The 26779-nt window shown below is 30.5% G+C and carries 27 protein-coding genes; 17 read left to right on the top strand and 10 right to left on the bottom strand.

Annotated elements, in window-relative coordinates; translation table 11 throughout:
* Positions 1–25 precede the first annotated feature (25 nt).
* The 9 genes from ACFQ1O_RS09615 to ACFQ1O_RS09575 all read left to right on the top strand — a co-directional run bounded on the left by ACFQ1O_RS09615 (position 26) and on the right by ACFQ1O_RS09575 (position 10250).
* Entirely contained in the window at positions 26–388 is a 363-nt protein-coding gene (locus ACFQ1O_RS09615; RefSeq protein ID WP_377715806.1) for a DUF3703 domain-containing protein, read from the top strand.
* Complete coding sequence (locus ACFQ1O_RS09610; RefSeq protein WP_377715805.1) at positions 385–2349, top strand: heavy metal translocating P-type ATPase; 1965 nt, start codon at positions 385–387, stop codon at positions 2347–2349. The genes ACFQ1O_RS09615 and ACFQ1O_RS09610 overlap by 4 nt, the downstream gene beginning before the upstream one ends.
* Positions 2303–2572 (top strand): hypothetical protein, encoded by a 270-nt coding sequence (locus ACFQ1O_RS09605; protein WP_377715804.1) that lies wholly within the window; start codon positions 2303–2305, stop codon positions 2570–2572. The genes ACFQ1O_RS09610 and ACFQ1O_RS09605 overlap by 47 nt, the downstream gene beginning before the upstream one ends.
* Positions 2573–2904: 332 nt before the next feature.
* Complete coding sequence (locus ACFQ1O_RS09600) at positions 2905–5688, top strand: sensor histidine kinase (RefSeq protein WP_377715803.1); 2784 nt, start codon at positions 2905–2907, stop codon at positions 5686–5688.
* A gap of 8 nt (positions 5689–5696) precedes the next feature.
* A complete protein-coding gene (locus tag ACFQ1O_RS09595; protein ID WP_377715801.1) occupies positions 5697–6434 on the top strand; it encodes a LytR/AlgR family response regulator transcription factor in 738 nt (245 codons plus the stop codon).
* Between the two features lie 139 nt (positions 6435–6573).
* Positions 6574–7629 carry a leucine-rich repeat domain-containing protein gene (locus ACFQ1O_RS09590; protein WP_377715799.1) on the top strand — a complete coding sequence of 352 codons (1056 nt, stop codon included), beginning with the start codon at positions 6574–6576 and terminating at the stop codon, positions 7627–7629.
* A 71-nt stretch (positions 7630–7700) separates the two neighbouring features.
* Complete coding sequence (locus tag ACFQ1O_RS09585) at positions 7701–8096, top strand: hypothetical protein (protein WP_377715797.1); 396 nt, start codon at positions 7701–7703, stop codon at positions 8094–8096.
* 114 nt (positions 8097–8210) lie between these two features.
* Positions 8211–8693 (top strand): DinB family protein, encoded by a 483-nt coding sequence (locus ACFQ1O_RS09580; protein ID WP_377715795.1) that lies wholly within the window; start codon positions 8211–8213, stop codon positions 8691–8693.
* 60 nt (positions 8694–8753) lie between these two features.
* Positions 8754–10250, top strand: coding sequence for a T9SS type A sorting domain-containing protein (locus tag ACFQ1O_RS09575; RefSeq protein WP_377715793.1), 1497 nt, complete (start codon positions 8754–8756; stop codon positions 10248–10250).
* 185 nt (positions 10251–10435) lie between these two features.
* On the opposite strand, the gene ACFQ1O_RS09570 is transcribed toward ACFQ1O_RS09575, so the two are convergent.
* The 7 genes from ACFQ1O_RS09570 to ACFQ1O_RS09540 form a co-directional block, all read right to left on the bottom strand.
* A complete protein-coding gene (locus ACFQ1O_RS09570) occupies positions 10436–10627 on the bottom strand; it encodes a cold-shock protein (protein WP_377715791.1) in 192 nt (63 codons plus the stop codon).
* 92 nt (positions 10628–10719) lie between these two features.
* Positions 10720–10908: a hypothetical protein gene (locus tag ACFQ1O_RS09565; RefSeq protein ID WP_377715789.1), complete on the bottom strand. Its 189-nt coding sequence runs from the start codon at positions 10906–10908 to the stop codon at positions 10720–10722.
* Positions 10909–10958: 50 nt separating this feature from the next.
* Complete coding sequence (locus ACFQ1O_RS09560; RefSeq protein WP_377715787.1) at positions 10959–11153, bottom strand: cold-shock protein; 195 nt, start codon at positions 11151–11153, stop codon at positions 10959–10961.
* Positions 11154–11511: 358 nt separating this feature from the next.
* Positions 11512–12225, bottom strand: a complete 714-nt coding sequence (locus ACFQ1O_RS09555) for a hypothetical protein (protein WP_377715785.1) — start codon at positions 12223–12225, stop codon at positions 11512–11514.
* A gap of 238 nt (positions 12226–12463) precedes the next feature.
* The gene (locus tag ACFQ1O_RS09550) at positions 12464–13123 is read right to left on the bottom strand and encodes an aspartate kinase (protein WP_377715783.1); all 660 of its coding nucleotides are present in this window, start codon (positions 13121–13123) and stop codon (positions 12464–12466) included.
* Positions 13124–13166: 43 nt separating this feature from the next.
* Entirely contained in the window at positions 13167–13526 is a 360-nt protein-coding gene (locus tag ACFQ1O_RS09545) for a YraN family protein (RefSeq protein WP_377715781.1), read from the bottom strand.
* Positions 13527–13529: 3 nt separating this feature from the next.
* The gene (locus tag ACFQ1O_RS09540) at positions 13530–14429 is read right to left on the bottom strand and encodes a S66 peptidase family protein (protein WP_377715779.1); all 900 of its coding nucleotides are present in this window, start codon (positions 14427–14429) and stop codon (positions 13530–13532) included.
* Positions 14430–14512: 83 nt separating this feature from the next.
* On the opposite strand from ACFQ1O_RS09540, the gene metG reads away from it, so the two are divergent.
* Positions 14513–16570 (top strand): methionine--tRNA ligase, encoded by a 2058-nt coding sequence (gene metG / locus ACFQ1O_RS09535; RefSeq protein ID WP_377715777.1) that lies wholly within the window; start codon positions 14513–14515, stop codon positions 16568–16570.
* 46 nt (positions 16571–16616) lie between these two features.
* On the opposite strand, the gene ACFQ1O_RS09530 is transcribed toward metG, so the two are convergent.
* Together ACFQ1O_RS09530 and ACFQ1O_RS09525 are read right to left on the bottom strand one after the other, a co-directional pair.
* Positions 16617–18392, bottom strand: coding sequence for a tetratricopeptide repeat protein (locus tag ACFQ1O_RS09530; RefSeq protein ID WP_377715775.1), 1776 nt, complete (start codon positions 18390–18392; stop codon positions 16617–16619).
* 64 nt (positions 18393–18456) lie between these two features.
* Positions 18457–20301, bottom strand: a complete 1845-nt coding sequence (locus ACFQ1O_RS09525) for a T9SS type A sorting domain-containing protein (RefSeq protein WP_377715773.1) — start codon at positions 20299–20301, stop codon at positions 18457–18459.
* Positions 20302–20557: 256 nt separating this feature from the next.
* On the opposite strand from ACFQ1O_RS09525, the gene ACFQ1O_RS09520 reads away from it, so the two are divergent.
* Both ACFQ1O_RS09520 and ACFQ1O_RS09515 read left to right on the top strand, forming a co-directional pair.
* Positions 20558–21247 carry a response regulator transcription factor gene (locus ACFQ1O_RS09520; protein ID WP_377715770.1) on the top strand — a complete coding sequence of 230 codons (690 nt, stop codon included), beginning with the start codon at positions 20558–20560 and terminating at the stop codon, positions 21245–21247.
* Positions 21240–22301 carry a sensor histidine kinase gene (locus ACFQ1O_RS09515; protein WP_377715768.1) on the top strand — a complete coding sequence of 354 codons (1062 nt, stop codon included), beginning with the start codon at positions 21240–21242 and terminating at the stop codon, positions 22299–22301. Before ACFQ1O_RS09520 ends, ACFQ1O_RS09515 begins: the two co-directional genes overlap by 8 nt.
* Here the strand turns inward: ACFQ1O_RS09515 and ACFQ1O_RS09510 are convergent.
* Positions 22220–23374, bottom strand: coding sequence for a glycosyltransferase (locus tag ACFQ1O_RS09510; RefSeq protein WP_377715766.1), 1155 nt, complete (start codon positions 23372–23374; stop codon positions 22220–22222). The two genes, ACFQ1O_RS09515 and ACFQ1O_RS09510, sit on opposite strands and share 82 nt — an antisense overlap.
* A 116-nt stretch (positions 23375–23490) precedes the next feature.
* Here ACFQ1O_RS09510 and trmB point away from each other — a divergent pair, with 116 nt between their 5' ends.
* From trmB to ACFQ1O_RS09485, 5 genes are all read left to right on the top strand, one after another.
* Positions 23491–24165 (top strand): tRNA (guanosine(46)-N7)-methyltransferase TrmB, encoded by a 675-nt coding sequence (trmB, locus tag ACFQ1O_RS09505; protein WP_377715764.1) that lies wholly within the window; start codon positions 23491–23493, stop codon positions 24163–24165.
* Positions 24165–24788, top strand: a complete 624-nt coding sequence (locus ACFQ1O_RS09500; RefSeq protein WP_377715762.1) for a LysE family translocator — start codon at positions 24165–24167, stop codon at positions 24786–24788. The genes trmB and ACFQ1O_RS09500 overlap by 1 nt, the downstream gene beginning before the upstream one ends.
* Positions 24788–25120 carry an MGMT family protein gene (locus tag ACFQ1O_RS09495; protein WP_377715760.1) on the top strand — a complete coding sequence of 111 codons (333 nt, stop codon included), beginning with the start codon at positions 24788–24790 and terminating at the stop codon, positions 25118–25120. Before ACFQ1O_RS09500 ends, ACFQ1O_RS09495 begins: the two co-directional genes overlap by 1 nt.
* Before the next feature lie 144 nt (positions 25121–25264).
* Positions 25265–26392 (top strand): Mrp/NBP35 family ATP-binding protein, encoded by a 1128-nt coding sequence (locus ACFQ1O_RS09490; protein WP_377715758.1) that lies wholly within the window; start codon positions 25265–25267, stop codon positions 26390–26392.
* Positions 26393–26397: 5 nt separating this feature from the next.
* Positions 26398–26637 carry a NifU family protein gene (locus ACFQ1O_RS09485; protein ID WP_377715756.1) on the top strand — a complete coding sequence of 80 codons (240 nt, stop codon included), beginning with the start codon at positions 26398–26400 and terminating at the stop codon, positions 26635–26637.
* The last annotated feature ends 142 nt before the right edge of the window (positions 26638–26779 follow it).

Genomic DNA, 26779 nt, shown 5'->3' with positions numbered 1-26779 from the left:
TAATTTTATAACAAAATTTAAAATCATGAAATTCAATACCACAATACCAGAAAATTTAAAACTTGCTTTTGAAATTGAATTAAAAAAGTATAGACAACATCTTAAATTGGGTAATCACAAAGATGCATGGTATCATTTAGAAAGAAGTCATATTATAGGGCAATCTTATCCAATAGAACACACATATTCTCATTGGTTAATGCTAAAGTTTGGATTTCGTCAAAATGATATTAAAGAAGTTTTTGGACAGATAATTCGTTTACTTGTTGGTGGTTGGAAATCTTTTATTGACCATGTACCTTTAGGAAATACCGGAGGAGCAGATGTACCACCTCTTCAAAAAATGCCTATACCAAAAGATATTCAAAACTTATTGGAAGCGCAATGAAAAAAAAGAAAGTCAATTTAGGAGATTTAAGAACAGATTCTAAAGAGCTAAATAGCCACGATGACGGTCATAATCATGGTAATTCATCAAATAACTTCAAAGCTTATATTCCTGCAATCATAAGTTCTACTATGCTTATCACTGGTATAGCATTAGATTATTTTGATGCTACTTTTTTTAAGGGTTTGATGCGAATAATTTGGTATACTATAGCGTATTTTCCAGTAGGTTTTCCAGTAGTAAAGGAAGGTTGGAATAGTATTAAAAAAGGAGATGTTTTTACAGAGTTCTTTTTAATGTCCATTGCCACTATTGGAGCATTTATAATAGGTGAATACCCAGAAGGAGTTGCTGTGATGTTATTCTATGCAGTTGGTGAATTATTTCAAAATGCCGCAGTAAATAAAGCAAAAGGTAACATTAAAGCTTTATTAGATGTAAGACCTAAAGAAGCCAATGTATTTCGTGATAATGATTATATAAGTGTGTCACCTGAAAATGTTGAAATAGGAGAAAAAATCCAAATACGTGTAGGTGAAAAAATCCCGTTAGATGGCATATTATTATCCAAAAAAGCATTGTTAAACACAGCTGCTTTAACTGGTGAGAGTAAACCCGATTCTATCTTAAAAGATGCAAAAGTATATGCAGGAAGTATCAATTTAGAAAGTGTTATTGAAGTTGAAGTAACTAAAAAGTTTGAAGACAGTTCCATTGCCAGAATATTAGACTTGGTTCAAAATGCTACTGCTCGTAAATCTAAAACAGAATTATTTATTAGACAGTTTGCTCGCATATATACACCAATTGTCGTGTTTTTAGCTATTGGAGTTACTTTCCTACCTTACTTTTTTGTAGAGGATTATATATTTAGAGACTGGTTGTATAGAGCATTGATTTTCTTGGTGGTTTCTTGCCCTTGTGCGTTGGTAATTTCTATTCCTTTGGGTTATTTCGGTGGATTGGGAGCAGCTTCAAAAAATGGTGTTCTGTTTAAGGGGGCTTCCTTTTTAGATGCTATGACCAAGATAAATACATTGGTAATGGATAAAACAGGAACAGTTACCAAAGGTGTTTTCAAAATTAAGGAAATCAAGTCTACTGGTTGGGAAGAATCCGAATTTATGAAATACCTAATGGCTCTAGAAGAACAATCCACGCATCCTATTGCAAAAGCTATTATGGAGTATAAAGAAAATGAAGATGACTATGAAGCAAAAGACGTTTCTGAAATTGCAGGAAAAGGATTAAAAGGTATTGTAAACGGTAAAACGGTTTTAGTAGGTAATAAAGCCTTAATGGCTGTGAATAATATTGATGTTCCAGCTGAAACAAAATTTATTGTAGAATCTATAGTGTTAGTTGCAATCGAGAATCAATTTGCAGGCTATGTAGTCATAGCAGATGAACTAAAGGAAGACGCAAAAGAAACAATTACCAATTTACATAAAGTAGGTATTAAAAATATTATGATGCTTTCTGGTGACAAGGATTCCATTACCCAGCAAGTTGCAAAAGAGTTAAATGTTGAAAACGCTAAAGGTGGTTTACTGCCAGAAGATAAATTAAACGAAGTTGAATCTTTAAAGAAAAACCCTGAAAATAAAGTAGCTTTTATAGGTGATGGCATTAACGATGCACCTGTTTTAGCAGCAAGTAATGTTGGTATTGCAATGGGTGGTTTGGGTAGTGATGTAGCAATAGAAACAGCAGACATTATCATCCAAACAGACCAACCTTCAAAAGTGGTTAGAGCCATAAAAATAAGCCGTTCTACTCGCAAAATTGTGTGGCAGAACATTATTTTAGCTTTTGGTGTTAAAGTAATTGTGCTTATTTTGGGAGCAGGTGGTCTAGCAACAATGTGGGAAGCTGTGTTTGCAGATGTAGGAGTAGCATTATTGGCAATATTGAATGCTGTTAGGTTACAGAGAATGGAATGGAACTATAACAGCAAGTAATGGGGCTGTAACATATAATGGTATTTGGAGTATTACAAATAGTAGTAGTTTAAGTAGTGTAGACTTCAATATTAACTTTAACTTAACTAATGAGTTTGAAGACCTTAATGATGATTGGGATTTCATTACTAATACTGTTACTAAAATAGAATTAATTGATGTTAGTGGTGGTAATGGAAGTACAGATTATTTAACATTTGAGAAGAATAGATATATATTGTAACAACAAATCCGCAACTTAAAGACTTTATGCTACAAATTATAATTGTAGAAATCTATTATTGCTAAAAAATCATCGATGTAATTTTTCGATATTTCAATTTTATCCGCTACTAGTAATAAAAAGACTTCACAAAAATCTGAAGCCTTGTATGGCTTTAGAGGTACAACATAGGTATAATAAAAAGAAAGAATTCTACATTTTCATTTCTCTGAATTGAGTTCTAAAGTCTTTTTTTGTAAAAAAACTTATAGGTTTAATATATAAATATGGTTTATAAATATTTTACGTTCTTTGAATAAAGAAATTTACTTTCGTCTATAAAACCAAAGATCTTGAAACAAATATCTATAATTTTTCTACTGCTCATTATTAACTATAGTTTTTCTCAAAATCAAAACTATATTAATTTTAGTTTAAAGGATGGTTTGGCAAGTAATGAGATATATGACATATATCAAGATGATATTAACGGTTATTTGTGGTTTTCAAGCGATCGAGGTTTATCACAATATAATGGCTATGAATTTAAAAATTATGGAAAGAATCAAGGAGTACCAGGTAATGTGATTTTTGATTTTTTTCCACAAACAAATAATCAAATTTGGTGCTGGACTAAACATACCAATAAGTTATTCTATTTTCAGAAGGGGAGTGATAAGTTTATTGAATATAAGCATAATTATTTATTGGAGGAAGTTATTACATCTCCTTATCAGATAATAAAAAGCATTTATTTAGATGAAGAAGGTAATTTACACTTGGCAGGGCAAAAAATTGTTGGAAACATAATAATATCCAATGAAGGTAAGCTAATAAAAAAGCCTAAAATACTACCTAAAAAAAATGAAAAACTTTATGTAACTATAGATAAAGATAATAAGTATAGTTATATAGATAATACAGGAAATTTTAATTACAACCTTGATCAGGGGTTTATTGATAATATTTCATTTAGTAAGAATGTATTTGTAATGCTTTATAATAATAAAGTGGCTATAATTAATAAGCATAAAAAAGATATAGAGCTTACTAAATTTAAAAATAAGCCGATAACTATTGATAAAGTTGGGAATGATAAAATAGCAATAAACTTTATTGAAGGAGGAGTTTCTATTTATGATTTGGAAGGGAATATTAAAAAAAGTTTTTTACAGAAAAAGACATGTACAAGCTTTTTTATAGATCATGAAGGAGGATATTGGTTTAGTACGTTAAAATCTGGAGTATTTTATGTAGCTAGTCCAGAAATAGATTGTATAAGTATTGGGAGTGAAGAAGTACAATCTATGATAAAACTGAATAATGATGATTTAGTTTTAGGCTTTGCTAGTGGAAACGTTATAAGAAGAAGTAAAAGTGGAAAAAATAAAAAAATTTATGAATCTAGGCTTCCAACCCCTTCTTTAGTTGAATACGATAGAGCTAATGATGATTTGTATTTTATATCAGATAATAAATTATTCAGAAATATAAGTAATACAAATGTTAAAACATATGCTCTAGGCTTGTCAAAACCTGAAAAAGGAGTGATTCTTTTGTCTTCAATAGGGAAAGTTATTAAGGTGAAAAATGATACTGTTCAAGAAGTTAAACTCCCATATAGATGTTTAGATGCTTCAATGTATAATGATCAAATGTTTGTTGGAACACCAAAAGGGTTGTTTAAAATATTTAACGATACTGTTCAAAAAATTAATCATGAAGCTTTAGATTGTAGAATTCAAGATTTAGAAGTTGATAGAGAAAAAGATAAATTATTTATAGCTACTATAGGTAATGGAGTTGTGATATATTCTAACGGAAATTTTGAATCAATAACAAATAAAGATGGTTTATTAAGTAATAATATAGAAGAAATTCATTTTGAAAATGATGAAAATATTTGGATAATAACAGATAAAGGAATCAATAGAATATTATTATTAAATAATCATAGATCTATAGAAGGTGTTTCTTTTAAGAATATAGGTTATAATAATAAGATTACTGATTTAGAAGTAATAGGAGATAGTTTATTCTTGGGGACAAGTAAAGGGCTCCTAAAAATGCACAAGAATATTTTAAACAAGCATTATATTAATAATCCTAGATTAAAAATTAAAGAAGTGTTAATTAATGATTCTATAATTTTAAATCAATCTAATGTAGAACTACTACACAATCAAAATAGAATTACTTTTAATTTAGAAGGCGTATCTTTTAAAGATGATTTAATCTATAAATACAGATTACTTGGTTTAAATGATAAGTGGTATTATTCTAAAAATAGAGAAATTACATTTGCATCCTTACCTCCAGGGAATTATATTTTCAATGCTTCTTGCCTAAACCAAAAAGAATTACATAAAACTATATCATATGAGTTTCAAATAAGTAAACCGTATTGGAAAGAATGGTGGTTTTACTCAGTAGCAACAATAATTGTATTGTTTTTAATAACTTTATTTTTCTATTTAAAACTACAGACTGAAAAATCTAAAACTCAAAATGTTATTATTGAGCAAAAACTTTTACGCTCGCAAATGACACCACATTTTATTTTTAATTCACTTTCTGTATTACAGGGAATGATTTTAAATAAAGAAGAGAAAAAGTCTGTTTTATACATATCTAAATTTTCTAAACTGCTACGAATTATTTTAGAGAATTCTAGAGATAAAATGGTTTTGTTATCTGAAGAGCTTTTAGCAATAGAAAACTATTTAACACTTCAAAACTTAGAGAGTAATATGTATTCTTATACTATTTCTACAGACAATACGGTAAATACATCGTTGTTTAAAATACCTCCTATGCTAATTCAACCTTTTGTTGAGAATGCCATTGAGCATGCTTTTGCAAATCAACAAAAAGATAGATCTGTAGATATTAGACTTACCTATTCAAATAAAAACTTAATTTGTACTGTTACAGATAATGGCATTGGGATTGAGTCTTTGAAATATAATAAAAATAGATATAAAAAATCACTATCTACGGCTATAACTTCAGAACGATTGCAAATGCTTTCTAAGGATTTTAAAATGAAGGGTTCTGTTAGTCTTGAAGATAGAAAAAAATACAACGAGCAAGGAACAATTGCTACTTTAGTAGTACCTTACATCATAATAAATTGATAAGTTAAGTGAAAACACTAATAATAGAAGATAAAGAATATGTAAGAAAAGGCTTGGTTAGTATGTTACAATCATTAGAGACCACAATAGATGTGATAGGAGAATGTGAGTCTGTAAAAGATGCTGTTATTGTTACTCATGCTTGTAAACCAGAATTAGTTTTTTTGGATATCAATCTTATTGATGGTTCTGGATTTGATTTTTTAGATCAAACTGAAAATTTATCATTTAAGATAATTTTTATTACTGCCTATGAGGAGTATGCACTCAAAGCTTTAAAGATTGGAGCTATAGATTATATTTTAAAACCTGTTGATGTAGAGGAGTTACAAATAGCATTAGAAAAAGTAGCTAAACTATCATTAACAGAACAAAGGCAACAATTAAAAGTAGCAAAACAAGTTTGGAGTAATGATGAGTCTAAGCTAATTTTATCATTGCATGACAGTTTTCAAGTTATAGATTTAAATAAACTCTTGTTTTGTGAATCTGACAAAGGTTATACTACCTTTTATTGCACCAATAATAAAAAATATGTGGTTTCAAAGACTATTAAAGAGTTTGAAGAGCGTCTTCTCAAAAACAATTTTATACGTCCGCATCAATCTTTTATAGTTAATCTAGATTATATAAATAAATATGACAAGTCGGGTATTATTCATTTAAAAAATGGTGGAAAAATTCCGGTTTCTTCCAGAAAAAGAGAACAGTTTTTAAATGTATTTTTAACTTGGAATAATAGTTAATTATTTTATTTCTACTCGAATATTTATTGGAATTCAGCGCTTATTCGTTCTGAGATAGCAGAAATTAACTAGTTATTTCGGTTTTTATATATGCTATATATTTTTACTGTTAAAAATTATAACATATATATAAATAAGCATGAAACAAATATTATTCATTTTATTAGCTTTAAGTTTATCATTGATAAGCTATTCGCAAACATTTACAGTAGATTATATAACTTATCAAGTAACTTCTACAACCAATAATACCGTTAAAACTACTGGTTATGACACAGCTGGCGGAACTGTAGTTAATATCCCAAATACGGTAACAGACAATGGTATAACTTATACTGTTACTGCTATTGGAAACATAGCTTTTTACGACAAACAATTAACAAGTATTACTATACCAAATAGTGTAGTTTCCATTATAAATTATGCTTTTGCACAAAATCAATTAACAAATGTTACCATCCCTAATAGTGTTACAAGCATAAGTGATGGAGCTTTTAACGATAATCAACTAACAACTATTATTATACCCAATAGTGTTACTAGTATAGGTGGAGCAGCTTTTAGCGATAATCAACTAACAACTGTTGCTATACCTAATAGTGTTACTAGTATAGGGTATTCAGCTTTTTACAATAATCAATTAACAAGTGTTACTATACCCAATAGTATTATAACTATAGGTAATTATACTTTTGCGCAAAATCAATTAACCAATATTACAATCCCTAATAGTGTTACCAGTATAGGAAATGCAGCTTTTATTAGCAATCCTTTAACTAATGTTGTTTCAGAAAGTATAACACCACCGAATATAACAACAGGTGGTGGTTTTGACACCTTTGGAAACAGAAGTAATATAGATCTTCACATTCCGCTAGGTACTATGGGTGCCTATGTTACAGATGCCGGTGCGTTATGGACAGGCTTTAATACCGTAACAGAAGATGCTTCTTTAAGTGTTAACAATTTTGAATTAGCTGATGAAATTACTATTGTTTCAACAACAAATGAACTTAAAATAAACCATCCTAATTCTATTATTTTACAAGGGTATACTGTATATAATTTAGCAGGAGTAAGAATCTTAAATGGAAGTAAGAATACTATTTCAAAAAACTTTTTGGCATCGGGAGTTTACATACTAAACGCCTCCTTTGATAAAGGAACTATTCGTAAAAAGTTTTTAGTGAGATAATTGTGTATTGTTAATAACAATACCTATTTAATAAATGCATAAAATATTATTATCAAGTAATTCTTCTTTCAATGGAAAAAACAATCAAGATTAAAAGCGATTATAAATCGCTAAATGATTTGCAAAAAAAGTTAGTGCAATCTTCTACTCTAGAGTGTTCTAAAGAATATGATGTTTGGGAGCAAAGAGTAGATGTTAACGGTCAGATGGCAGAATGTATAGTTCTAAGAAAAAGCAATATGCATGCTATAAAAATGTTTTTTGTAAATGAAAATACTATAAAAATAAATCATATTATCCCAAACAAAATAATGAATGTTTACTTCGGTAAAAGTGTTAAAATTAGAAGAAATATTATTGAAGTTCTTACAGAAATGATAAAACAGAAATTATTAGCAACTTCTCAAGAAAATGCTTTTAATGAATTAACAATGATAGTTAACAAGGCAGTTGCAAAAGCCTATTAAAATGTAACAACAGTAATGTTCCTTTTATTAAAATAAGAATAATAAGGAAGTATAACATTCTACTTTAGAAAAGTGATTGAGGAAATTTTTAGAAAAAAATAAACTATCATCATAATGAAAATAATCGTGCTTAAAGATCAAATTCATCTGGCAAAAGAAAAAACTGAGAAGTTAATAGTAGATATTCCATTTGAAAAGTGGAATGAAACTCCAGAAATTATAAAGTCAAATATAAACTGGCAAATAGGTCATATTATTTTAGCAAATTATTTACATGGAGTAGCATCAATTTCAGGGGCAGATAGTGAGTTTTCTAAAAAAGTAAAAGATTATATTAAATTTTACGGACCCAAATCTAATCCTTGTGATTTTCAAAGCGAAAAACCTTCAGCAAAAGAGTTATTAGACGCTTTTCAATTTACATGCTCTGCCACATTTAGAAATTTGAAAAGCATAGATACGATTGATTTAGACAAAATTACAGAAGTGCCAAACCCTTCTGCAAAGACTAAATATCAAGCATTAAAACTACTCTCTCAACACCAAAGTTGGCATAATGGGCAAATAGCAATATTAAAACGAATACTAAATATATAACTTATATAATAGCTAGAATCTTAACGGCTAAAAGAAAGATGAGTTAAAAAGATATATGTGATGAAACTTTTTATTTTTAAAATAATAGTGATAATTCCTTTGTTAAGTTCAGCCCAATGGACACAAGCTGGGAATGATATAAACGGAGAGCATCTTGGAGATGAATCTGGGTATGCAGTAAGTTTAAGTTCTAACGGATCAATTTTAGCAATTGGTGCTCCAGAAAATGATGGAAACGGAAATGCTTCCGGGCATGTAAGGGTGTTTCAAAACACTAGTGGAAATTGGGTTCAAATAGGCCAAGATATAAATGGAGCTAATCCTGGTGATAGATTTGGTTATTCAGTTTGCCTAAGTGGTAATGGAGAAATTTTAGCAGTTGGGACACCTTATAATGATGATAATGGAAGTAACGCTGGTATAGTAAGATTGTTTAAAAAAGTTGGTAGTAATTGGTTATTAATAAATACTTTTTATGGAGACTCTCAAGGTGATTTTTTTGGTTATGCTGTTTCGTTAAGTAAAAATGGAAATATATTAGTCATTGGAGCTCCAAGAGCTGGAACTTCTAGCGTTAGTGATGGAGAAGGACATATTAAACTATATGAAAAAGTTAATGGTAACTGGATATATAGATACACCATAGAAGGTAATCAAGAGCAAGAGTATTTTGGAAGCGCTTTAAGTTTAAGTGAAGATGGTTCTGTTTTAGCAATAGGGGCACATAGATGGCCATCGTTATCCTCTAGTAGAGGCGCTGTAAGAGTTTATAAAAGGCTTAATAACACAAATTCTTGGTTATCATTAGGAGCTAGTATAGAAGGAGTAAATTTAGGAGATGAGTTTGGTTATTCAATAAGTTTAAATAGTTTGGGGTCTATTTTGGCAATTGGAGTACGACGCAATGATGCGAATGGAACCAATTCAGGATTAGTTAAAACGTATGAATTAAATGCTAGTGAGACTGCATGGGTTCAATTAGGTAATGATATTATTGGAAATAGTGGAGATTATTTAGGAAGCTCTATTAGTATAAATAGTAATGGTGATTTATTAGCAGCAGGAGCATCTGAAGCTAATTCGGCAGCAGGACTGGTTAGAGTGTACAGGAATATTAGTGGCTCATGGTCACAATTAGGGAACGATATTGTAGGTGAAAATATTCAAGATTTTTCCGCAAGCTTAGGAGCTATTGATTTAGATTCAGACGGTATAACGTTGGCAGTAGGAGCATTTGGAAATGATGGTAATGGTAGTAATTCTGGTCATGTTAGAATTTTTACTAATCCCATATTGAGTATTACTGATTATAATTATAAAAAGACTATAATTTTGCATCCCAACCCTATCAATTATTTATCAATATTGGAGTTAGGAAGGAAGTATAATAAGGTGGGTTTAGAGTTTCTTAATATTTCAGGGAAATTGATAAAAAAGGAAAATTATGTCAATGTTTCTAAAGTTGAACTTAAAACAGAAAACTTAACCAAGGGGGTGTATTTTCTTAAAGTAAAATTACCTAAAGAGGAAGCTACAATTAGAATGATTAAAAAGTGATTGCTCTCATAATCCTGAGGCCACAAGTTCGAGTCCTACTGCCCTGGCTAAACAAAAATCTTCTCAAGACATATAGAAAACTGTTTATAGCCTGCCAATGATTGGTTTAAAATTTTCAAATAGAAAAGCAGCCCTAAAGCTGCTTTTCTTGAACCAGTAACTTATTAAGTTACAACGAAATATTATTAAATTACTCTAACGTTTACTGCGTTTAATCCTTTTTTCCCTTGTGTTAGTTCAAATTCAACTTCATCATCTTCTACTACTTCATCGATTAATCCAGAAATGTGTACAAAATGTTCGGCTTTAGTTTCTTGTTCTGTAATGAACCCAAAACCTTTGGAATCATTAAAGAACTTAACTGTCCCTTTTTTCATAAATAAAAAATATAATTAATAATTACAACAAAGGTAGAGCTAATAAAATGGCTTGAACTATTATATTGATTTATTTAATGATATAAAGTAAATTATTTTTTTTCAGAGTCAAATAATTGAAGCTCTCTTTCAAAATACACAAGGTCTGTTCCTTTAGGTTGTCCTTTAACAATACAGTAGTATATATTATAGGCAAACAGTCTTACAACTAATGCTATTTTAGGGTTTACTTTAGTGCAAACAATATCACCAACTTTAAATATGTTATTAATAGTATACATAAGATTATAGATTTTATATCTAAGAATAGATTTAATACTCTTTAGATGGATTAAACCATTTTAATATTTATAGCGTTAAATCCTCGACTACCTTTTTTAGTCTCAAATTCAACAATATCACCTTTTTTAATGGTTATAGAATTTAAGTTAGAATGTTGAATGAAGTATTCGGTTTTAGTTCCTTCTTCAATAATGAATCCAAAACCTTTAGAATCACTAAAGAACTTAACAGTTCCTTTTTTCATAAAAATGAATTTGATTACAAGGTAGTCTTAAAATGCTATAAACAAGCATTATTTATGTTAATTTTTTTGAAATATTTAGATAAACCTAAGTTTTGTAAGAATAAATTTGTATCGTAGAAAGGTGTGTTTAAGATCAAATTGATAGTATGGTTACAAATTGTAATTGTAGAAATCTATATAGCTAAAAAATAATCAATGTAATTTTTCGATATTTCAATTTTATTAGCTACTAAGTAAGAGTGATCAGAAATGATAGCTCTTTTTTTATGCGTTAAATTTAGGAAATATAGCTATTCAGTTTAATCACTTCAATTAGTCTTTTGGAAATAAAAGGTGTCAATTAAAAAATATGTAATATTTATCTAACCTGTCTAATACTAAAATAAGTTTGACTAGAGTTTCCTAATAAGTTAATGTCTATGGCTGCGGGTACAAGCGAATTGTTATTCTGTGCTTGGAACTGAATGGTGTCACTTGTGGTTAAGTAAACTAAAGTACCAACTTTTCTAGTTGGTTGGGTGTATACATTTGTTCCTAGCGCTGTTAGTGTAGCCAAAACCCCCGTATCAAAAGCTATTACACTACTGTTTTTTACAATATTAAGTCTAAAATCATTAGAAATAGATGCACTTATTGGGTTGGTGGGTTCAATGGTTATTTGTACATGTATTTCATACCATCCGTCTTGTTTTGGAGTAAAGCTTTTAGATGCAGTAGAGTACTCGTTATTAGAATCAATTTCAACAGTATTAAAATCGATTACCTGAGAAGTTCCACTGGCTGTAACTAAATTTACTTGTTCATCTGAAGATTTAGAGCATTTAATAAATGTTTTAAAATAACTATTAATTAAATCTTTAATAGATAAAGATTGAACTTGATTAGAGCTTTGATCTTTTACTAAAATAATTTCGTTATTAGGGTTAATACCAGATACATTAGAGCTTGGTGTATTTACTATTTCTAAGTCGCCATTTATGTCTAATGTAGCAGTTGGAGATGTTGTGCCAATTCCTACTTGAGAATATAAATATAACGGACTTATTAGCAAAAGTGTTAGTAAAGTCTTCATAATTGATTTATTTAATTAAATCAATATACGATAAAAACATGTAAGAAAAAATAGACAATTAACCGATATGGATAAAAACTGCTTTTGTGTATACAAAAAAACATTTTTCATCTACAAAAGATATTAATTTCTTGTTGAAGTTGTGTTTGTTTTCTTGTAGTTAATTGATTTTCAGTTGTTTTTTAGCTTGTAAATGAGACTTGTTTAAGCTTCAATATAGAGAATGTACATGTTTTGTTTAAAGATTTCTCAAGTCTTTAACTACTTTAAAAGCCACATCTATTTGTTCGTCACTTACCAATATTGTGAATTCATTAGTGGTAGAGATTACTTCTTTAATAACCACACCTTCCCATGCTAAACGTTGAAAAATGAAATAATACAAACCAGAGGTGGTTACGTTCTCTTCTGGTAGCTTTACTGTAATTGCAGATAGCTCTTGAGATTTTTGAACAATTTTTTCACCCTCAAAAACATCTTCAACTAGTTTATTCATAGAGCTGCTAATAACAATATTTGTTTCGTTAACACCTCTAGAAGAAGTGTAGAAAACATCTTTTTTAGAGTTGATATGAGATAATAACTCTTCTTGCTTTTTTAAAATGGAATCTGAAATTAAAAAAGTATAATCCGTCAGAAATGAACGAACAGTAATTTCACCAATGTTTTTTAATACTTTGGTGATTTTATGGTTGGTTCTAAAATCTAAGTCAGATGATAATCTTTTAAGAGCCATTACTACAGCTCCTTGTTTAACTTCTTTTTCAAGTTCTTGCTCAATTTCTGGTAAAATAACTCTAGCCAAAGAAGTTAGATTGATAATACCTTGAGATAAAGCTGTTAATAAAAAAGGTTTGGTGCTGATGTAGTTTTCTACAATAGATGAGATTGTTTTCATAGAGGTAATTAGTTTTGGGGCTAATCAAATATAACAAAATGTTTTAAAAAAACAAAAATGCTTCTTTTGTGTGTCGAATATCAAACTTTGTGTCGGTTTTGTGAATGGAAATTATATCAAACCGTATGTTAACATCTATATCTTTTTGTTTAACGTATACATCTGTAGCGCTAACTAAAAGTTTAATTTTTTTATGGCTAACAAACTGTTCGGGTGTACCATATTCTAAAGAACTTCTTGTTTTGACTTCAATAATGGCTAAAACATCTTTTTTTTGAGCGATAATGTCTATTTCTGCTTTTTGATAACGCCAATTACGTGCTTTAATAATATAACCTTTTTTAATGAGGTAGTCTACAGCTAATTCTTCTCCAAATTTACCTAATTCATTATGACTAGCCATAATTTAATTAAAGTCTAAGGTTACAAACTCTTGGCTTACATTTAGGTGAGCAGTTTTTCCCATGATCAAAGATCTGTTATCTTTTAAATGACCAGCAGGAAAATCAAAACAAATCGGAAAATCATATTCCTTGGTATTGTCTACAATAATTTCAATTGCATTTTTTCCAAAAGGAATAGTGTTATCATGCATTTTAGTCATACCTCCAACAATGAGTCCTTTAAGATTTTTAAAACAGTTGTTACGCTTTAAATTCATCATCATTCTATCTATATGATAAAGATATTCATCTAAATCTTCTATAAATAAAATTTTTCCGTCAGTCTGAACTGCAGATTCAGAACCTAAAATACTATAAAGCATTGATAGATTACCTCCAATTAATTCTCCAGATGTTTGGCCAATTCTATTGTGTTTAGAAGTAACTATGTTATAGTTTAAAGGTTCACAAAAAAGACTTTTTTTGAAAGAATTCAATGCTTCATTAGTATTTCCTTCTACTGTAATAGGCATGATACTATGCAAGGATTGATACCCTAGATTGTGTACATGTGAGTGTAGTGCAGTAACATCAGAAAAACCAATAATCCATTTAGGATTTTTTTTAAAAATGCTAAAATCTAAAGCATCAATAATACGAACTGTTCCGTACCCTCCTCTTGCACACCAAATAGCTTTTACGGCATAATCGTCTAAGGCTTGTTGTAAATCTAACCTACGTTCTTCATCTGTACCTGCAAACTGATGATTGTCTAGCCCTATAGTTCTGCCTATAACGGCGTTTAGGCCCCATTGTTCTAAAAGATCGATTGCTGGTTGTAGCTCTTCTCTAGTTATTTTTCTGGCAGTAGCAATGATAGCTACTGTATCGCCTTGTTGTAAAGCTGGAGGTTGAATAGTCATATTGCTTATAAATCTTCTTCAGTAAAAATAATAAAACTCGTTGCTATTATGTATTTTTGCAGCTCAAAATTTTAGCAATTATTATGCAAGATCCAAAACGATATACACTTACAGCAGCATTGCCATATACAAACGGTCCTATTCATATAGGTCATTTAGCGGGTGTTTATGTGCCAGCAGATATTTATGCACGTTATTTACGTTTAATAGGAAAAGATGTAGTTTTTGTTTGTGGTAGTGATGAGCATGGAGTGCCAATTACTATCAAAGCCAAAAAAGAGGGAGTAACTCCTCAAGATGTAGTTGATAAGTACCATGCAATCATTAAAAAATCGTTTGAAGATTTTGGAATTTCGTTTGATAATTACTCTAGAACTTCTGCTGAAGTGCATCATGAAACTGCATCTGAGTTTTTTAAGACTTTGCATGATAAAGGTGAGTTTGTAGAAAAAGTTGAACAACAATTGTATGATGCAGATGCTAAACAGTTTTTAGCAGATAGATTTGTAATTGGAACTTGCCCTAAGTGTGGAAATGAAGAGAGTTATGGAGATCAGTGTGAAAAATGTGGTACTTCTCATAATGCTACAGATTTAATTAATCCGAAATCTGCTATTACTGGTGGTGTCCCTTCTTTAAAAGAAACAAAACACTGGTTTTTGCCTTTAGATAAACATGAGCCTTTTTTAAGACAATGGATTTTAGAAGATCACAAAAATGATTGGAAAACCAATGTTTATGGACAATGCAAGTCATGGATAGAAGATGGATTAAGACCAAGAGCTGTTACCCGAGATTTAGATTGGGGTATACCTGTACCAGTAGAAGGAGCAGATGGCAAAGTGTTATATGTTTGGTTTGATGCGCCTATTGGTTATATATCTGCTACTAAAGAATGGGCAGAAAATAATGGTAAAGACTGGAAACCTTATTGGAAAGAAAAAGATACTAAACTAGTACACTTTATAGGAAAAGATAATATTGTTTTTCATTGTATTATTTTTCCAGCAATGCTAAAAGCAGAAGGTAGTTATGTTTTACCAGATAATGTACCGTCTAACGAGTTTTTAAATTTAGAAGGAAATAAATTATCTACCTCTAAAAACTGGGCAGTTTGGTTGCATGAGTATTTAGAGGATTTTCCTGATAGGCAAGATGCATTGCGTTATACTTTAACAGCAACTGCTCCTGAGACTAAGGATAATGATTTTACTTGGAAGGATTTTCAAGCCAGAAATAAAGAGTTAGCAGATAACTATGGTAATTTTATTAACAGAGTTCTCGTATTAACTAATAAGTATTATTCTGGTGTTGTACCTACTCCAAATGAATATTTAGAAGCAGATATAGATGTTTTAGACGAGTTGAAAAAGTTTCCTGCAGATATAGCTTTTTCATTAGAGCGATACCGTTTTAGAGAGGCAAATTTAAAAATGATGAATTTGGCTCGTTTGGGTAATAAGTATTTAGCGGAACAAGAGCCTTGGAAGTTGGTGAAAACAGATGAAGAAAGGGTAAAAACTATTATGTATGTGTCGTTGCAAATAGCTACTGCTTTAGCAACTTTAAGTGAACCATTTATTCCTTTTGCTTCTAATACATTACAAGATTTGCTTCAGCAGCCAGAAACTAAATGGTATGATATTGAAGAGAAAACTGATTTAATTCCATCAGGCCATAAAATAAAAGAAGGGAAAGCGCCTATTTTATTCCCTCAAATAGAAGACGAAGAAATTCAAAAACAGCTAGATCGTTTAGAAGCTATAAAAGTAGCTAATGAAAAAGCAAATAAAGTAGTTGAACCTCAAAAAGATACTGCTACGTTTGATGATTTCACGAAGCTAGATTTACGTGTAGGAACTATTGTTGAGGCTGAAAAAATGCCTAAGGCAAAGAAATTGTTAGTTTTAAAAGTGGATACAGGGATCGATACTAGAACCATAGTTTCGGGTATAGCAGAAAGTTTTAAAGCAGAAGATATTATTGGAAAAAAAGTAACTGTTCTAGTGAATTTGGCTCCAAGAAAACTTAGAGGTGTAGAAAGCGAAGGAATGATTTTAATGAGTGAAAATGAAGATGGTAAATTAGTATTCGTGAATCCTGATGAAGAAGATGTTGCCAATGGTGCAACGATAGCTTAATAAAAGAAAAAAGGAGTCAGGTTTATGACTCCTTTTTTTATATAGTTTAGAGAGAATCACCTCTTAATTTTCGATACATTTTTTGAGCATCTACAAAATGAATACTATCAGCATGATTAAAAATTAGTGTCTCAAAGTATTGCTTAGCTTTTTTTTCATCCTGAAAATGATTTAAGTTTAACATGCCCAATCTATATAAAGCATTGTCTAAAAAAATACTTTCTTTTAAGTTATTAATAATAAACTCGTAGTTTTCTCTTGCTTTGTTGTAGTTGTTTGATTTTTCAAATAGCTTAGCTTGCAAGTAATAGGCGTCATCTTCTATAGGTTGTCCTTTGTAATGAGTTAAAAGTAAATCTAACTTATTTATAGCCTCTTGCTTTTTATTCTGAAATGCTAATAAATCAGCTTCAGCAAATTTATTTAAAGCCATAGGTAAATCATCTTTATTCCCGGTATGGTCACTAATTAATAAGTGCAGGTCTAATGCGTCGTTGGCTATTAATTGAGATGTAGATGTTTTTAAAACTTTTACCTGTTGTAAAGCCCAGTCAAAATCACCTTTAAAGTAGCTAGTCTTGGCTACTTTATAACGCGCTTCTTGAGATAATACATTGTTCTTTAAACTACGCTGTATTTTAGAGTAGTATATTAAAGCTTGATTAAACTTTCCTTCAGCAACTAAAATATCTGCTAATAACATATTATATCTTGCTTGGTTGAATTTGCCTAACCTTTGCTTTTTATGTTCTTGTAAAAAAGTGATTGCTTTTTTTTGTAAATTCATTTTAAAGGCTAATAAATAACAGTAGTCTAGTTGTAAATCTAAAGTTTGTGCATTTATACCATGCTCATTTAATAACTCATTGTACTTAACTACAATCGAGTCATATGTATTACTCTGATTGGTTTCTATTTCTAGTAAATACTTTTGAACTTTTAAGGCAGTGGTTTTTTCTAAAGGTTGATTTGCTATAAAGTTAAAAATGGTTTTAGCTTCTGTATATTTATGATGGTGTTTAGCCGTTAGAGCTAAATCAAAAATTCTGGTTAAATCTGGTTGTTCAGCCCTTTTGAATATTGCCTTTTCTTGCACAAAAGCTTTGTGGTATTCTTGTTGTTGAACATATAACCAACTTAATTGTTCATTCCATAATGCATTCGGATTACTATGTAGTTTCTTTAAGAGAGCTCTTTTAAGTAAAATGTTATTTTCGTTTTTAGCATCACTATTAACAAATTGTGCTATGTAACGCTGTATTGTTGGTTGTAATTGCTTATTTGTTTCTAAGGTGTTTAAATAACTGTTAAACATGAGTTCAATTTCATTTAATTGGCCATAAATACTGGCTAGCTGAAAGTTTAAGTTCATGTTTGGGTTAGTAGCCATAGCGACTAAGTAAGTTTCTTTTGCTTCTTTTAACAAGCTGTGTTTTTCAAAAGCTCTTCCTATGCTATAAGCACTATTGGGATTTTCTGTAATTTGCTCTATAGCTTTTTGATAATTTTTCTTAGCAAGAACACTATCTTTTTGTAGTTCGTAATTATAACCGAGTTCAACTAATAATTGAGGTCTGTTTTTATTGATAGCCTTAGATAATAAATTTTTAGCTTGATCTAATTTTTCTAATTCTTGATAACATTTTACAGTACTAACTAAGTAGTCAGCTCTATGTGGTTGTTTTTTTAAAAGCTTTTCATATTCAACTAATGCTTTTTCATATTCACCATCGTCAAAAAAAGTTTTAGCAAGTGTAAGGTTTTGTGAAAACCCTACATTTATTATTAATGAGACAATTATGATTAAAAACTTCTTATGCATATACCAAAAATAACAAAAGCGTTCTGATTATCAGAACGCTTTTAAAATAAAGATATTAAATAGCTTATTTAACGATTAAACGCTTAGTAGCTACTTTATTATTTTGCTCAACTTTAACTACATAAACACCAGAATGTAAAGTGCTAATGTTTAATTGTTGACTAGTTGTTTGAGTTATCACTTGTTTACCTAATAAGTCATAAACAGTAACATTCTTGATGTCGTTAGAATTAGTAACAATATTGATGAAACCAAACTCAGAAGGATTAGGGTAAATTTTAAATCCTTCTATAACATTGTTAGCTATAGAAAGTACCGGATTGTTAGCAGCTCCAGGAGTTCCCTTGTCTGGTCCAGCTCCAATATCTGTAGCTGAATTACCCCAGTTGGCTCCATTGTCATTATCTGTACTGTTAAAAGCATTAGGGTCTAATTCCATAGCTACACCTGTTGTGTCTGGAAAGGTTGCATCAGTATAAGCTACGGCATCAATTATAGTAGTTGCTGGACATTCTAATTGAACTTCGTCACTACCATTTGCTAAATTAAATCCACTATACTGATAATTAACTGTAACACCACCATTTGTTCCAAAGTTTGAATTGATTCCAAAAACCGCATATCCCATAGCAGGTACTACAACAGAAGAAGAAATAGTATGGCTTTCAGTATCAGCGTCAGAAATTATCCAACCTTGCATATCAATCGGAGCTGCGGTAGTATTATAAACTTCAAAATATTCTCCGTTGGCATCTGTTACAGCATTAGGGTTTTTCATAATTTCGGTAATAATAACTGAACCTACTGGGCTACAAGAGGCAGCCACACATACTGGGCTAGTTATATTTCTATTAATATTACAACTACTATTAGAAGCATCTCCAGTTATATTTACAGAAAAATCGGTTCCTTCGTTAGCATTAGTGATGGTTATATTTCCGCTAGCTACACTAGAAGGATTGTCTCCACCAATAATTCCTGTTCCCCCAGTATTAATTGTATACGTTGAGGTTCCACCTCCAGTAAAAGCAATAGTTGTAGTGTAAGTATCTACGCCAGCTGTTTCTGTATCACAAGTAGTAGTAATAGCTCCTAGTTGTAAATCACAAGGATAAGCTACAGAAAAAGATACTGATTTAGTTACAGCAGGAACTATAGGGGTGTGAGTATTGTCAACTAAAGTCATTTCAACTACGTAAGAGCTACCATCAACTACAGCTATAGATTCAGTATTAGTATCATATTTCATTGGTTGAGCTACAGCTCCGCCTCCATTAGTATTTATAGTCCAATGTATATGTCCGTCACCAGTACCACCAGCACCAGGTAAAGCATCTACCATGAAATTTACAACATTAATATTAACGTCAACAGAAGTAGTTCCCGCGGTAAATACGGCTCCATCTGTTGGTGCAGTGATAGTTAAATCAGGGTCTGTACCTGTTGCTTCAAGAATAATATTCTGAAAACGAATTCCTCTTCCAGTAGTAGCTTGAGTAGAGAATCTAATTTTAACTTGATTACTTACACTTGCTAAATTTATGGTGTGAGTTGTGTATGTGGTAGTCGTTACTGGACTTGTGTCTGTTTCAGTATAAGTGGCACCATTATCATAAGAAATTTCAGTGTAAGCAGAATTATGGGTTCCAGAACCAAATGATCTAATGTTAAACCTTAGTTGAGCAGAACTATATGAAGATAAATCGTAAGTAGCAGATTCAATTACATCCGAAGGAGCTCCAGCATCTATCAAATAGTAAGATGTTCTGTCAATTTGATTGGTAGTTACATTATTTGTGTCTACCCATCCTGCTGGGAATGCACCACCTCCTGATAAGTTAAATATCTCTGTTTGTCCAAATGTTAAGACAGAAGATAATAATAAGAATAAAAAGTAAATTTTTTTCATAAAAATTTTAATTAAATGTTAGTAAAATCACTTTTGCAAAGTTAGGTAATTTTATGAAAATGCTAAAAATCAAAGATGTAAACCAACTAATCTTAACAATAGTATAACATTGCACATACTTGTTACCCAATGCAATGTTAGTTTTAAGTTAAGAGAGTGTAGGTGATTGTTATGTTAACGTTATAGTAGAGTACTTTTAATAGGGAAATAGTATTTTATTTTATCTTTGGGTTATATATATGACGAATAAATACTTATGGATACAAGCGCAATTAAAATATTATTAGTAGATGATGAACCAGATATATTAGAAATAGTTGGTTTTAATTTATCTGGAGAAGGATATCAGGTTTTTACTGCTAATAATGGAGTAGAGGGAGTTGCGATGGCAAAAGAACACAAGCCACATTTAATTATTTTAGATGTTATGATGCCGGAGATGGATGGTATAGAAGCTTGTGAACAGATTAGAAAAGTTCCTGAATTATCAAATACAGTAATCACATTTTTAACAGCAAGAGGAGAAGATTATTCTCAAATGGCTGGATTTGATGCTGGAGCAGATGATTATATAACAAAGCCTATTAGACCAAAAGTTTTGGTAAGTAAGGTAAAAGCATTGTTAAGAAGGTTAGGAGGTACTCAAGAAGCTGATAACTCTGTAAATATAGGTGGACTTGTTATTAATAGAGAGGAATATAAGGTCCTAAAAGGTGATGATGAAATTGTGTTACCAAGAAAAGAGTTTGAATTATTATCATTGTTAACTTCTAAACCTGGAAAAGTATTTAAAAGAGAAGATATTTTAAACAAGGTTTGGGGTAATGAAGTTGTTGTAGGGGGAAGAACTATAGATGTTCATATTAGAAAACTAAGAGAAAAAATTGGTGATGCATCTTTTAAAACTGTTAAAGGAGTAGGGTATAAGTTTGTAGTGAATGACTAATAAAATAAAAAAAACATATCGTTTTGCGTTGTATTCTTCTATGTATATAACGCTTTTTTTAACTCTTTTCATAGGAGTTTTTCTATATCAGACAGGTAAGTTTGACTTTTGGTTGGTGCTGATGTTTTTGTTGGTGTGTTATGGGTTTTGTTTTGTGGTTATTCAATTTAGAGTAGAGAGGTTTATTTACAAAAGAGTAAAGAAAATTTACGATGATGTTTCTTTGTTAGAGAGTACATCGTTTAAGAAGGAAGCTATTACTACAGATATGGCAACTCTTACTAAAGAAGTAGAGAAGTTTGCTAAAGATAAAAAGTTAGAAATAGAAACTCTAAGAATTAGAGAAACCTATAGAAAAGAATTTATAGGTAATATATCGCATGAATTAAAAACACCACTATTTACTGTTCAAGGGTATATATTAACTTTGTTAGATGGAGCTGGAGCAGATGAAAAAATAAGAGAAAAATATCTTAATAGAGCCAGTAAGGGGGTAGATAGGTTGATCTATATTGTTAATGACCTAGACATGATTACTAAATTAGAAGTAGGTGATTTGAATTTAAATTACACGTCTTTTAATATTATAGAAGTAGTTCAAAATGTATTCGATCTATTTGAAATGAAAGCAAGTAAAAAAAATGTTGCTTTAGTGTTAGATAGAGAATATGATAAAGAAGTTTTGGTTTATGCAGATAAAGAAAGAATTCAGCAAGTAATTACTAATTTAGTTGTAAATTCAATTAAATATGGTCAAGAAAACGGGACTACAGAAATTAGTGTTGAACCGTTAATAAAAAATAAAGTTATTGTTAGAGTTACAGATAACGGAGAGGGTATAAGTGAAGAACATTTACCAAGATTGTTTGAACGTTTTTATAGAGTTGATAAAAGCGGATCTAGACAAGAAGGAGGTTCAGGCCTAGGTTTGGCAATTGTTAAGCACATTGTAGAAGCTCATGATGAACGTATTTATGTTGAGAGTGAAGTAGGAGTAGGTTCTGAGTTTTCTTTTACCTTAGAGAGAACTTCTAGTTCTTTTACAGAAGAGTAAAAAGTTGTTTTTTTTTCGTCAAAAATGTTAAATAGCTTTTGATAATTGATGCTAGAGTTAAAGTTTTTTAATCCAGAATATAGTAATACCTTATTAAGCTTTTCTAAAGATAAATTTTCTTGTTTAGAATAAGGTGTTAAACCTAAATAATCCATTCGTTTAGCTAAATATTCTTGTTCAGATTGTCCCGGAGTTGGAATAAAAAAGGCTTTCTTTTCTAGTTTTGCTAAATCCATAATAGTTGTGTAACCAGATCTAGCTATTATAAGTTCACTTGCATTTATAGCGCTTTCAAGCTCATTGCTCGTCATGTAATTGTAAAATGTAATGTTGCCAAAATCAAATGAGTCTGGAGCAGAATCGACTTTCCCTCTAACAAATAATGTTTTTTTGTTTGTGGTCTTTAAAATATTAAATAGTTTTTTTTCTAAAATAGTCCTCTGTGGTTCTGGTCCCGATAGGAGAACCATTAAATCATATTTTTTTTCGATGCTCTTCTTCTCGAATCTGCTTAAAGGACCTATGTATTCTATGTTTAATTTATGATTTTCATTGAGGTGTCCCAGTTTTCCACTTAGGTTGTTGCATTGCTTTAAATCTGGAACCCAACAAGAATCATATTTTTTAATAAAGTAATGATGTATATTACTACTTAAGTTAGTGGTTTTTCCACTCAATACAGTTAGCTGATGAGTAATATATACACATGGAATTTTTTTAGAAAACAACCCAAACCTGTTATCAGATATAATTCCGTTAATACGATAATCTTTAATAATTCTCTTTAGAACTAAGTGTTCTTGTATTATGGCTAGCAATATTTTAGGAGAATTAAAAAACATTTTTTGTTTAAAATTCTTCCCTTTTTTAGCATATTTAATATCATAAGAAGGTAGTCTAATGGCTTTTGTATGTGGGAATTCTTTTTTAAGAAGACCTAAAGCGTCTCCATCTGAAGCAATAATAGGATTAAATCCATTCTCTATTAAGGCACGAATTATAGGTATGCATCTTGTGGCATGACCCAATCCCCAGTTTAAAGGAGCTACTAGTATGTTTTTTTTAACCTCCATATTAATTTAAAGTTAAATTTATGAAACTTTTGCTAGCTATTTCAATAAAACAAAATTAAGCTTGATATGTTTATAAAAGATTTATTTAATTTTACCAAAAAATTAAATTTTTAGATTTGGGAAGTAAAAATAAACTGAAGAGATTTAAGGAAAATGATACGTTTCCTAATGTAGTTCAACCCACTAGAGAACAGATAACTAATAATGATTTTCCTTATAAAGGAAAATGGAATTCAGAAGTTTTCAAAAATGATAATCCAATTGTTTTAGAATTAGGTTGCGGAAAAGGTGAATACTCAGTAGGTCTAGGTGAAAAATTTCCGAACAAGAATTTTATTGGTATAGATATAAAAGGAGCCCGTTTTTGGAGAGGTGCTAAAACTGCTCTTGAAAATGATATGAATAATATCTTTTTTATCAGAACGCAAATAGAGTTAATAGATTTGTTATTTGATGAAAATGAAGTGAGTGAAATTTGGATAACTTTCCCAGATCCACAGATAAAATATAAAAGAACTAAGCATCGTTTAACAAATGCTGAATTTCTAAAAAAGTATAAACATGTATTAAAAGCAGATGGGATAGTTCATTTAAAAACAGATAGTGAGTTTATGCATGGCTATACTTTAGGGCTGTTACATGGAGCTGGACACGAAGTTGTTTATGCAAATCACGATGTATATAAAAATGAAGGAGCCCCAGAAGAGGTGTTAGCAATTCAAACTTTTTATGAAAAGCAATATTTGGCTGTAGATAAACCAATAACGTATATTCAATTTAAGATTAAATAATGCAGCTTTCTGTTCTCTTTCTTTACTGTTTCTTATGGTCTTTTTTAGGAGTAATACCGCCTGGTATTATTAATGTTAATGCGGCTAAGATAAGCGTAGAGCAAGGAAGGAATAGGGCTTTTATTTTTACGACAGGAGCTTGTTTAGTAATTGCTGCACAGGCTGGTATAGCAGTTTTAATTGCCGAGTTTTTAAATTTAAGTGCCGATGAAATGTCGGTTATACAAAAAACAGGAATCGCTATATTCTTTTGTTTATCTATATATTTTTTTATTTCTGCTAAAGTAGAGTCAAAACCCAAAGAAATAGAGTTAACAACTAAAAGTAGTGTTTTTTTAAAAGGAGTTATTTTTTCTTTACTAAATGTTTTTCCAATACCCTTTTATAGTTTTGTTTGCAGTACATTAACCACTTCAGGTAATTTTTTCTTCTCTACGGCCGATGTTATAGTTTTTATTACTGCTATTGTTTTTGGTAGTTTGGCAGCAATTGTTTGTTATATTTTGCTATTTAAGCAGCAGTCTAATAACAATAGTAATTTTAGCAAAAAAGCCAACTATATATTAAGTGCAATAACATTTTTGTTAGCTGTTTATGCAATTGTTAAATTGAACTTTTTGTAATGAAATCTGATGATAATTTTTTTGAAAAAGTTTATAAGGTAACTCAATTAATACCATACGGAAAAGTAACTACCTATGGAGCTATAGCCAAATTTTTAGGAGCACCTAAAAGCGCTAGAATGGTAGGTTGGGCTCTAAATGGTTCTAAAGCTAAAAATGTACCAGCACATAGAGTTGTAAACAGAAAAGGGGTTCTTACAGGTAAGCAGCATTTTGAAGGAACAAACTTAATGCAACAGTTGCTAGAGAATGAAGGGATCGTAATTATAGACAATCAAATCCAAAACCTTTCAGAATGTTTTTGGGATCCACAAACAGAACTTATGTTATAATTGCTTTATTAGCTGTATATTTGCACAAAATTTTACCAATTATAGTTATACCGTGCCTGTTTTTAGGTAGTCAAGGTATGTTTTAAGAATATCATTTAGGATCAGTGTTTTAGCTGAAAATTTAAATGAAAAAATAATACAGTTTTGAAAATTACTAGAAAAGAAGTTTTACAGGCTTTACAGCAAATAACAGTTCCTGGAGAAGGAGCTAATATGGTTGATAGTGGAGCGGTTCAAAATGTAGTTACATTTGGAGAAGAGGTTGTGGTAGATATTAATATCTCCAACCCAACTATGCAAGCAAAAAAGAAGGTAGAAGCAGAAATTATAAAGGTTGTAAAAAACACTTTTTCTGATTCTGCTAAGGTTAAAGTAAACGTAAAAGTTGTAGCTGCAGATAAGCCAGAGATAAAAGGAAAGCAAATTCCCGGAATAAAAAATATCATTGCTATTTCTTCTGGTAAAGGAGGAGTAGGTAAATCTACAGTTACATCTAATGTAGCTATTAGTTTAGCAAAAATGGGATTTAATGTAGGTATTTTAGATGCAGATATTTATGGCCCATCTATACCTATTATGTTCGATGTTGAAAGAGAAAGACCTCTAGCAGAAAATGTAGATGGAAAGTCTAAAATGATTCCTGTTGAAAATTATGGGGTTAAGGTATTGTCAATAGGCTTTTTTACGAAACCTAATCAAGCTGTAATATGGAGAGGACCCATGGCTGCAAAAGCATTGAATCAGTTGATTTTTGATGCTGCTTGGGGAGAGTTAGACTTTCTGTTATTAGATTTACCTCCTGGAACTGGAGATATTCATTTATCTATAATGCAATCCTTACCAATTACTGGTGCTGTGGTAGTAAGTACTCCGCAAAATGTAGCTTTAGCAGATGCTAAAAAAGGAGTAGCTATGTTTCAACAAGACAGTATAAATGTTCCAGTTTTGGGAATTATAGAAAATATGGCGTACTTTACACCAGCAGAACTTCCTGATAATAAATATTATATTTTTGGAGAAGAAGGGGCTAAATATCTAGCACAAGATCTTGGTGTTCCGTTTTTAGGAGAATTGCCAATTGTTCAAAGTGTAAGAGAAGCAGGAGATATAGGTAGACCGGCAGCATTGCAAGAAGGAACGCCTGTAACTGCAGTATTAACAGAAATTACTAGAAATATTGTTGAAGAAACGGTAAAAAGAAATAAAAGTTTACCTCCTACTGAAGCAATTAAAATAACAACTATGGCAGGGTGTTCTGCTGTTAAAAAATAAATATTATGACTTCTCAAGAAATTAAATTAAATGTAGAAAAGGCATTAGAAGAGATTAGACCGTTTTTAAAATCTGATGGAGGAGATATTACATTAATAGATATTGAAGATGATAAAAAGGTTAAAGTTCGTTTAGAGGGAGCTTGTACATCTTGTTCGGTAAATCAAATGACTCTTAAATCTGGAGTAGAAATGACCATTAAAAAGCATGCACCTCAAATAGAAGAGGTTGTTAATGTAGAGTAATGATTATTAAAAATAAATAATAAAAAAACGCTAGTAATTTACTAGCGTTTTTTCTTCCCCAAACATGTCACACTACCTCTTTAACGAGAAGTGTGCTCTAAATTCTTTTTGTTGATTGTTTTCTATATAGATAATTTTGAAC

The sequence above is a fragment of the Pseudofulvibacter geojedonensis genome (genome assembly GCF_042675745.1).
Classification (GTDB): domain Bacteria; phylum Bacteroidota; class Bacteroidia; order Flavobacteriales; family Flavobacteriaceae; genus Pseudofulvibacter; species Pseudofulvibacter geojedonensis.
The sequence above is the reverse complement of the archived record's forward strand: the minus strand, read 5'-3'. Positions and strand labels throughout refer to the sequence as shown.

Excerpts from the sequence above, each read along its gene's own strand:
- ACFQ1O_RS09580 (WP_377715795.1), top strand. The coding sequence starts at position 8,211 with ATGAAAATAATCGTGCTTAAAGATCAAATTCATCTGGCAAAAGAAAAA.
- ACFQ1O_RS09565 (WP_377715789.1), bottom strand. The coding sequence starts at position 10,908 with ATGTATACTATTAATAACATATTTAAAGTTGGTGATATTGTTTGCACT.
- ACFQ1O_RS09495 (WP_377715760.1), top strand. The coding sequence starts at position 24,788 with ATGAAATCTGATGATAATTTTTTTGAAAAAGTTTATAAGGTAACTCAA.
- ACFQ1O_RS09500 (WP_377715762.1), top strand. The coding sequence starts at position 24,165 with ATGCAGCTTTCTGTTCTCTTTCTTTACTGTTTCTTATGGTCTTTTTTA.
- ACFQ1O_RS09555 (WP_377715785.1), bottom strand. The coding sequence starts at position 12,225 with ATGAAGACTTTACTAACACTTTTGCTAATAAGTCCGTTATATTTATAT.
- ACFQ1O_RS09590 (WP_377715799.1), top strand. The coding sequence starts at position 6,574 with ATGAAACAAATATTATTCATTTTATTAGCTTTAAGTTTATCATTGATA.
- ACFQ1O_RS09540 (WP_377715779.1), bottom strand. The coding sequence starts at position 14,429 with ATGACTATTCAACCTCCAGCTTTACAACAAGGCGATACAGTAGCTATC.
- ACFQ1O_RS09560 (WP_377715787.1), bottom strand. The coding sequence starts at position 11,153 with ATGAAAAAAGGAACTGTTAAGTTCTTTAGTGATTCTAAAGGTTTTGGA.
- ACFQ1O_RS09550 (WP_377715783.1), bottom strand. The coding sequence starts at position 13,123 with ATGAAAACAATCTCATCTATTGTAGAAAACTACATCAGCACCAAACCT.
- ACFQ1O_RS09545 (WP_377715781.1), bottom strand. The coding sequence starts at position 13,526 with ATGGCTAGTCATAATGAATTAGGTAAATTTGGAGAAGAATTAGCTGTA.
- ACFQ1O_RS09510 (WP_377715766.1), bottom strand. The coding sequence starts at position 23,374 with ATGGAGGTTAAAAAAAACATACTAGTAGCTCCTTTAAACTGGGGATTG.
- ACFQ1O_RS09515 (WP_377715768.1), top strand. The coding sequence starts at position 21,240 with ATGACTAATAAAATAAAAAAAACATATCGTTTTGCGTTGTATTCTTCT.
- ACFQ1O_RS09615 (WP_377715806.1), top strand. The coding sequence starts at position 26 with ATGAAATTCAATACCACAATACCAGAAAATTTAAAACTTGCTTTTGAA.
- ACFQ1O_RS09610 (WP_377715805.1), top strand. The coding sequence starts at position 385 with ATGAAAAAAAAGAAAGTCAATTTAGGAGATTTAAGAACAGATTCTAAA.
- metG (WP_377715777.1), top strand. The coding sequence starts at position 14,513 with ATGCAAGATCCAAAACGATATACACTTACAGCAGCATTGCCATATACA.
- ACFQ1O_RS09605 (WP_377715804.1), top strand. The coding sequence starts at position 2,303 with ATGCTGTTAGGTTACAGAGAATGGAATGGAACTATAACAGCAAGTAAT.
- ACFQ1O_RS09585 (WP_377715797.1), top strand. The coding sequence starts at position 7,701 with ATGGAAAAAACAATCAAGATTAAAAGCGATTATAAATCGCTAAATGAT.
- ACFQ1O_RS09525 (WP_377715773.1), bottom strand. The coding sequence starts at position 20,301 with ATGAAAAAAATTTACTTTTTATTCTTATTATTATCTTCTGTCTTAACA.
- ACFQ1O_RS09485 (WP_377715756.1), top strand. The coding sequence starts at position 26,398 with ATGACTTCTCAAGAAATTAAATTAAATGTAGAAAAGGCATTAGAAGAG.
- ACFQ1O_RS09520 (WP_377715770.1), top strand. The coding sequence starts at position 20,558 with ATGGATACAAGCGCAATTAAAATATTATTAGTAGATGATGAACCAGAT.
- ACFQ1O_RS09575 (WP_377715793.1), top strand. The coding sequence starts at position 8,754 with ATGAAACTTTTTATTTTTAAAATAATAGTGATAATTCCTTTGTTAAGT.
- ACFQ1O_RS09570 (WP_377715791.1), bottom strand. The coding sequence starts at position 10,627 with ATGAAAAAAGGGACAGTTAAGTTCTTTAATGATTCCAAAGGTTTTGGG.
- ACFQ1O_RS09530 (WP_377715775.1), bottom strand. The coding sequence starts at position 18,392 with ATGCATAAGAAGTTTTTAATCATAATTGTCTCATTAATAATAAATGTA.